This window comes from Robertmurraya mesotrionivorans (genome assembly GCF_050971805.1).
In the GTDB taxonomy this organism is placed as follows: Bacteria; Bacillota; Bacilli; order Bacillales; family Cytobacillaceae; genus Robertmurraya_A.
The window spans coordinates 1-6,160 of the sequence record NZ_JBPCCH010000041.1 but is presented as its reverse complement, the minus strand read 5'-3'; the positions used below and the strand labels follow the sequence as shown (position 1 = coordinate 6,160).

The following is a 6,160-nucleotide window of genomic DNA, read 5'->3' as shown; positions in this document are numbered from 1 at the left end:
AATTATGTACTTTTTAAGTGTGCATAACCTTACACATTTTAGGTCTTTTTTTTAAAAAGGCTAAGTTAAAGCAAATTGTTGATTTTGGCACTATGCTGTTTGGAGCGGAAATCAACTGGCGAGTTTAACAGAGCCGAAAAGATTAATAGACAAGGAGATTTTTAAATGAAAAAGAAAAGGATAACGATAGGAATAATGATTCTAGCTTTACTCGTCATAACCATTACAGGAGTCTTACTAGTAAAAAAACATAACTCTAAATTAGACAAAAAAAATAATCATCATATTCATGTCCAGCCATTGGGACTGACTCTTAGTGACCAAGCTCTTCATCAATGGGGATTTGATGAAGGGACAGGAAATGTCACTCTTGATCAACCACAATCTATTTTGTATGACATTCAGCATACACTAAAATCTGATCCACAATGGAAAAGTGGAATAAATGGGAAAGCATTATTATTTGATGGTTATTCGAACTGGATTGAAGTAGCTCCAGAGAATGTTAATATCCCGGAAGAATCCTTTTCGATTGAAGCATGGGTTGCACCTAGAGCGTATGAATGGGGAGACAACGGGCAGTCATCTGTCATTATGAATCAACATGATAAGGATAAGAAACAAGGTTTCATTTTAGGTATGGGCCGACATGGGTATCTAACGTTTCAGCTTTCCCTAAACGGTGAGTGGCATGAAATTTGGTCCCCTGAAGGGAAAGTTTTGTTAAGGGATAACTGGTCATACGTTGTTGCACAATTTGATAAAGAAACAAGTAAAATATCTCTTTATTTAAATGGTGAACTTGTTCAAGAAAAAGAAGTGCCAGCTAATAGTGAGTTTACACAAGCTAATCAATCGCCGTTACTTGTAGGAAAACATAATCAGGCAGCCGCTGTGTCCGATGTTTTCCAAGCTAATATGTTTAATGGATTGATGGACAATGTTTCTCTTTACAATCATGCATCCAGCAATGAAACGATTAAACAAAACTATGAGATGGTTTTAAATATATTGGACAATGAATTACCAATACCAGATACTCGATTTGATCGAACCGTTTATAAAGGTGACCGCTATCGTCCTAATTATCATTTCACTGCACCAGAGCATTGGATGAATGAACCGCATGCACCCATTTACTACAATGGAAAATATCATTTGTTTTATCAGTTTAATCCTGCGGGTCCATTTTGGCATCAAATTCATTGGGGACATGCTACGAGTGATGACATGATTCATTGGGAAGATAGCCCAATTGCTTTAAGTCCAACAGAGGGAACAGCAGCTCGTGATGGCGTTTGGTCAGGAAGTGCAACATATGATGAAAATGGCGTACCCGTGTTGTTTTACACAGCTGGACACGATGAAATGAAACCGAATCAAATGACAGGGATGGCAAAAGCAGCAGATGTAAACGATGTTAACTTACACCATTGGAACATGAATCCAAACCCTGTAACAATACAAGAGGAAAATATTGATACACCAAAAGGAAAGGTGATGTTTGGGCAATTTCGTGATCCGTACGTATGGAAAGATGGAGATAAATGGTATCAGCTCGTTGGCTCTGGTGTAGAAGATGCAGGAGGAACTGCTTTGCTTTATACGTCAGAAGACCTTGAACATTGGAAATACGAAAAACCCTTAATGATTGGGGATAAAGGACAATATCCTCGGACAGGGGATGTGTGGGAACTCCCGTTTTTAGTGCCGATTAAAAACGAAGAAACTGGAGAACAAAAATATGTATTTATGATTAGTCCTTATTATATGACTCCTAGTCCATATGCTGCTCGCTTCACATTTTATTGGATTGGAACTTGGGACCCAGAAAGATTGGAGTTTATCCCTGACACTGAGGAGCCTAAAATGTTTGATTATGGTGAACATTTTACAGGGGCGCAAGGATTTGTGGACGAGAAGGAGCGCACAATCGTAACGAGTATCTTACAGGATAGGCGTTCAGAAGTGGACAAATATCAATCAGGATGGGCACATGGAGCCGGGATGCCACTTGAAATTTATTTAAATGAAGGGCAGGATCTTGGCATTCGTCCGATTATAGAGATACAATCACTTCGAAAAGAAGAACTGCTAACGATTGAAAATACTACAATGGCTGAAGCGAATAAACAGCTTGAAAAAATTAATAGCGATCAATTCGAAATTGAATTAGAACTCGATGTTTCAAATACAAAAGCTGTCGGACTGAAACTATTAAAAGACCAAAGTAATCGGGAAGAAACCATTATTTTTTATGATAACGAGACCAGAACCGTTCATATTGACCGCGAACGATCAAGTTTAAATCCCGATATTGAAAAGGGAATTCAAGGTGGGGAATTGAATCTTGAAGACAATATCTTAAAGCTGCAGCTATTTGTTGATAAATCCATTGTTGAAGCCTATATAAATAATGAAAAAAGCATATCTTCTCGTGTGTTTCCAACGCTTGATCAATCAAAAGGTCTTGAACTATATGGCATTGAAGGTGACCCTTTTGTACACTCGATGAGTGTATGGAGTATGGATACTGCGATTGAAGGAGAGGATTAATGCACTGGGGGTCTGACCCCCGGTGCTTTATAGTGCTGAAGGTCTGCCCTTTTCCCATACAAATTAAATCAAAAGACGATACTTCATATAAAAATGATGTATCGTCATTGAAAGAACATTGTTATTTTCCGAAAATTCTTTGTGCTTTAAAAGTCTATCGGATTTTACAAGGTGATTAGATTTACAGTGGGTACAGCAACCACGTTGTAAGGTAGATGTCATAAATGTATATCGAAAAGGCGAGGATGGAACTAGATTCAGAGACGAGACCTTTCGTTTGGACACTTCCATTTAGCCCCCTTAAAGGTGCGTTGATTCAAGAAGGATTAGCCGCTCTTTTTGTTTAAGTCCTTATTGAACAACAGGGCAGGTTTATGGAAGAAGGATTTCTAATTAAGAATAATCTAATGGGGTGATTGTATCAACATAGGTATATCACTTACAAATTCATCATCACGATTACGATAAGATTTTTCCCCGTCAGTTGTTAAGAAATCAGTCCAGCGAGATACCATATTACCACTCATATGTTTTACAATAGTTGCAACACTATTGGACTCTACATTGGGAGACCAAAATAACTCAGTTTCTGTTAATTGTTCCATTGCTTTTTCAGCTGTTATTTTTGCCTCGGTAAAGCGTTGCATAATTGTTTTCAAATACTCACCAAAGAACAGATGATGGAACTGTGGGAAATTGGCTGGTACACCTTTCTGAATGCATTGAAAAGTATTGAAGAAAAACAACTATTAAAAACAATTACCATCCGAAATGAACCTCATTCAGTAATAGAAGCTATTGAACGCCAAATGTACCATTATTCTTATCATATTGGGCAGATCATTTATATAGCAAAGATCTTAAGGTCAAGCGATTGGAAGACGTTAACTATCCCCCGAAATAAGAAATAGACTTTTGGTTAAATATGGTATACAATCACCCCTAAGGGAACGTATGTTCTTTTAGGTGGGATTGCTTTTGATGTGTAAAAAAATAAACTGTAAAATTTATGATTGGAGTGTTATTGGATGCAAACAAAAAAAGTTTTTCTATATGTATTTAATACAATGTCGGACTGGGAATATGGATATTTAATTGCTGAACTAAACTCAGGAAGATATTTCAAAAAAGATTTAGTACCTTTAAAAGTAATTACAGTAGGAGCTAATAAAGAAATGATTACTACTATGGGAGGACTGAGCATAAAACCGGATATTTCCCTTGATGAATGTACTCTTGAAAGTAAAGATCTTTTAATTTTACCAGGAGGGACTACTTGGAATGAAGAAATTCATCAACCTATCTTGGAAAGAATTGGACAAGCTTTAAAGCTTGGCACTATTGTTGCTGCAATTTGTGGTGCAATTGAGGCCCTTGCGAATATGGGATACTTAGATACTAGAAAGCATACAAGTAATAATTTAGAATACACTAAAATGGTATGTCCTAACTATAAAGGAGAAAAGTTCTATGAGGTGGGATCTGCGGTATCTGATGCGAATTTAGTTACTGCATCAGGAATAGCTCCTCTGGAATTTGCGATGGAAGTACTGAAAAAATTAAATGTATTTGCACCAGATACATTAGATTCTTGGTATAGCCTAAATAAGACTCATAAACCTGAATACTTCTTCCAGTTAATGAACTCAATGAATAAATGAGTTAAAATATCAAATGGAATTTTTATTTTTTGAAATAATCTCCATACTTTGTACGATGTCAAAGTATAATTTTTACATATAATCAAAGTTTTTAGATAAGTTAACAGAGGTTGTTGATAATTGTAAACTATCGGGGGTATTGATCCAAACAGGATTAATGCCCTTTTATGTTGAACTCCTTATTGTAGAAACGAGGCAGTTTTCTTCAATAATGATCGTTTTTTCTATAGAAAAAAGTTAATAAAAGAAGAACAAGAAGTGATAAGCATTTATGCAACTTGTTCTTCTCACTCTATTTTGTTAATTAATATTGCATCAAACAAGAAAAGTACAATTCAGGCTATTACGGTTTAACAGGAACACAGATTTCGCAATAGGGGTTGCTAATCATATCACCAACGTATTTTTCCATAATTGATTTGTTATCCATTTTATAACCATTCTGTTGTAGTGATTGTAAAATATCAGAATATGCTTTTTGAATATCATCTGATGTATGTTTAACTTCGTAAACAAGATACTTTCCACCAGAAAGTTCCCCTTCAAGAACTGAATCATCTACTTGATAGTCATTTGGAATTACAATGCAAGCATCAAATCTACAGTTATTAGGAAGTGTTGTTTCTGGATTATCTTGAGGAATTGCAAATAGAATTGCAGATTCAAGAAGATTTTTCTCCTTAGCCCATTTTTTTAACTTCTCCATTACTTCAATATTTGCAGGGCCATATTGGCCAACTCGTCGCATATAAGCAATACGATAGTTTGGAAATGTTTCGACTTCAAATTTGATCATTTTTTTTCTTCCTCTCTTATCTTATTTTGTTTGATAGATTTCGAATGTAGCACGCTTTAAAAATATATACATTTTAATTTTTAAAAATTAAGTGGATTATGGATGGTTCTTATTAGCATACGAGGGCATTAATCCAAGAAGGATTGATGCCCCTCTTTGTTGAAAATCCCTAGTGTAGAAAAGAAGCAGGTTTATGCAAGAAGGGTAGTTTAAAATTTATGTGATGTCATAAGAAAAACTAATCAAATCTTATTAAAATATCCCATTTTTCTTTGAATTTAATGTGAGTTAGTATGAAAATATAAAACATTAAATTGGGAGGACTTTCATTGAAGACAGAGATCACATTTAGAATAGCTAATGAACAAGATTTAGATAATATTGTTTCATTGCTAACTGATGATGTTTTGGGAATTAAACGTGAGCGTTATGAGCATCCACTTCCTAATAGTTACATAAAAGCATTTGAGGCTATTGCATCTGACCCTAATAATGAGTTAGTAGTGGCGTGTGTCGGCAATGAAGTGATTGGGGTACAACAAATAACTTTCACACCTTATTTAACACATCAAGGTGGATGGAGAGCTACTATCGAAGGAGTAAGAACATCAGCTTCTGTAAGAGGTAAGGGTGTAGGTACTAAACTTATAAAATGGGCAATTCAACGTGCAGAAGAACGTGGTTGTCATTTAGTACAACTGACAACTGATAAAAAAAGATCAGATGCGTTAAGGTTTTATGAACGGTTAGGGTTTAAAGCAACGCATGAAGGTTTAAAGCTGAAGCTTTAACAATTGTTGAAGTTACCTATTGAATAATAGGAGCAGGATAGTTAAAGAAGGTAATATTTGGATCAAGATAGATATAAGTAGAAAAGTTAATAACAAGGGGTGATTTTTTGGAGAAAAACATTGGGGATGTAGATTTTTTTAAACAAGTATTAATAAAACTTTGCAAAAAAACAATATTTCCCCTCAGAAACCTAAATTTGAAATCATCGAGAACGTAATGGTTATTAGCATTAAGAACCATTTAAAAGATGGAGTAGACCTAGATTGTTTTAATATTTTAACCCTTATTTACCGAACAATTGGACCTTTAGAAGAGAGCTGAAAACAAGAAATAGAATTATTGAGGCTTATGCAGA

The 6,160-nt window shown here is 35.1% G+C and carries 5 protein-coding genes and 2 pseudogenes; 5 read left to right on the top strand and 2 right to left on the bottom strand.

Annotated elements, in window-relative coordinates; translation table 11 throughout:
- Positions 1-165: 165 nt before the first annotated feature.
- Together ACRX5O_RS25010 and ACRX5O_RS25005 are read left to right on the top strand one after the other, a co-directional pair.
- On the top strand, positions 166-2,556 hold the full coding sequence (locus tag ACRX5O_RS25010) for a GH32 C-terminal domain-containing protein (protein ID WP_433908412.1): 2,391 nt from the start codon (positions 166-168) through the stop codon (positions 2,554-2,556).
- 224 nt (positions 2,557-2,780) lie between these two features.
- Positions 2,781-2,903 carry a hypothetical protein gene (locus ACRX5O_RS25005; protein WP_433908411.1) on the top strand — a complete coding sequence of 41 codons (123 nt, stop codon included), beginning with the start codon at positions 2,781-2,783 and terminating at the stop codon, positions 2,901-2,903.
- Between the two features lie 87 nt (positions 2,904-2,990).
- On the opposite strand, the pseudogene ACRX5O_RS25000 reads toward ACRX5O_RS25005, so the two are convergent.
- Positions 2,991-3,203 (bottom strand): annotated as a pseudogene (locus tag ACRX5O_RS25000) (DUF1572 family protein); the annotation flags it as partial.
- 18 nt (positions 3,204-3,221) lie between these two features.
- Between ACRX5O_RS25000 and ACRX5O_RS24995 the strand changes: the two are divergent.
- Positions 3,222-3,467: pseudogene (locus ACRX5O_RS24995) on the top strand (DUF1572 family protein); the annotation flags it as partial.
- A gap of 117 nt (positions 3,468-3,584) precedes the next feature.
- Positions 3,585-4,217, top strand: coding sequence for a type 1 glutamine amidotransferase family protein (locus ACRX5O_RS24990; protein ID WP_433908410.1), 633 nt, complete (start codon positions 3,585-3,587; stop codon positions 4,215-4,217).
- 343 nt (positions 4,218-4,560) lie between these two features.
- Here the strand turns inward: ACRX5O_RS24990 and ACRX5O_RS24985 are convergent, their stop codons facing one another.
- Positions 4,561-5,010, bottom strand: coding sequence for an AraC family transcriptional regulator (locus tag ACRX5O_RS24985; RefSeq protein WP_433908418.1), 450 nt, complete (start codon positions 5,008-5,010; stop codon positions 4,561-4,563).
- Between the two features lie 332 nt (positions 5,011-5,342).
- Here ACRX5O_RS24985 and ACRX5O_RS24980 point away from each other — a divergent pair, with 332 nt between their 5' ends.
- Positions 5,343-5,804, top strand: a complete 462-nt coding sequence (locus ACRX5O_RS24980; protein ID WP_433908409.1) for a GNAT family N-acetyltransferase — start codon at positions 5,343-5,345, stop codon at positions 5,802-5,804.
- Positions 5,805-6,160 lie beyond the last annotated feature (356 nt).

What these genes read in the sequence shown, in the direction of transcription:
- ACRX5O_RS25005 (WP_433908411.1), top strand. Translation starts at nt 2,781, where the DNA reads ATGTATATCGAAAAGGCGAGGATGGAACTAGATTCAGAGACGAGACCT.
- ACRX5O_RS25010 (WP_433908412.1), top strand. Translation starts at nt 166, where the DNA reads ATGAAAAAGAAAAGGATAACGATAGGAATAATGATTCTAGCTTTACTC.
- ACRX5O_RS24990 (WP_433908410.1), top strand. Translation starts at nt 3,585, where the DNA reads ATGCAAACAAAAAAAGTTTTTCTATATGTATTTAATACAATGTCGGAC.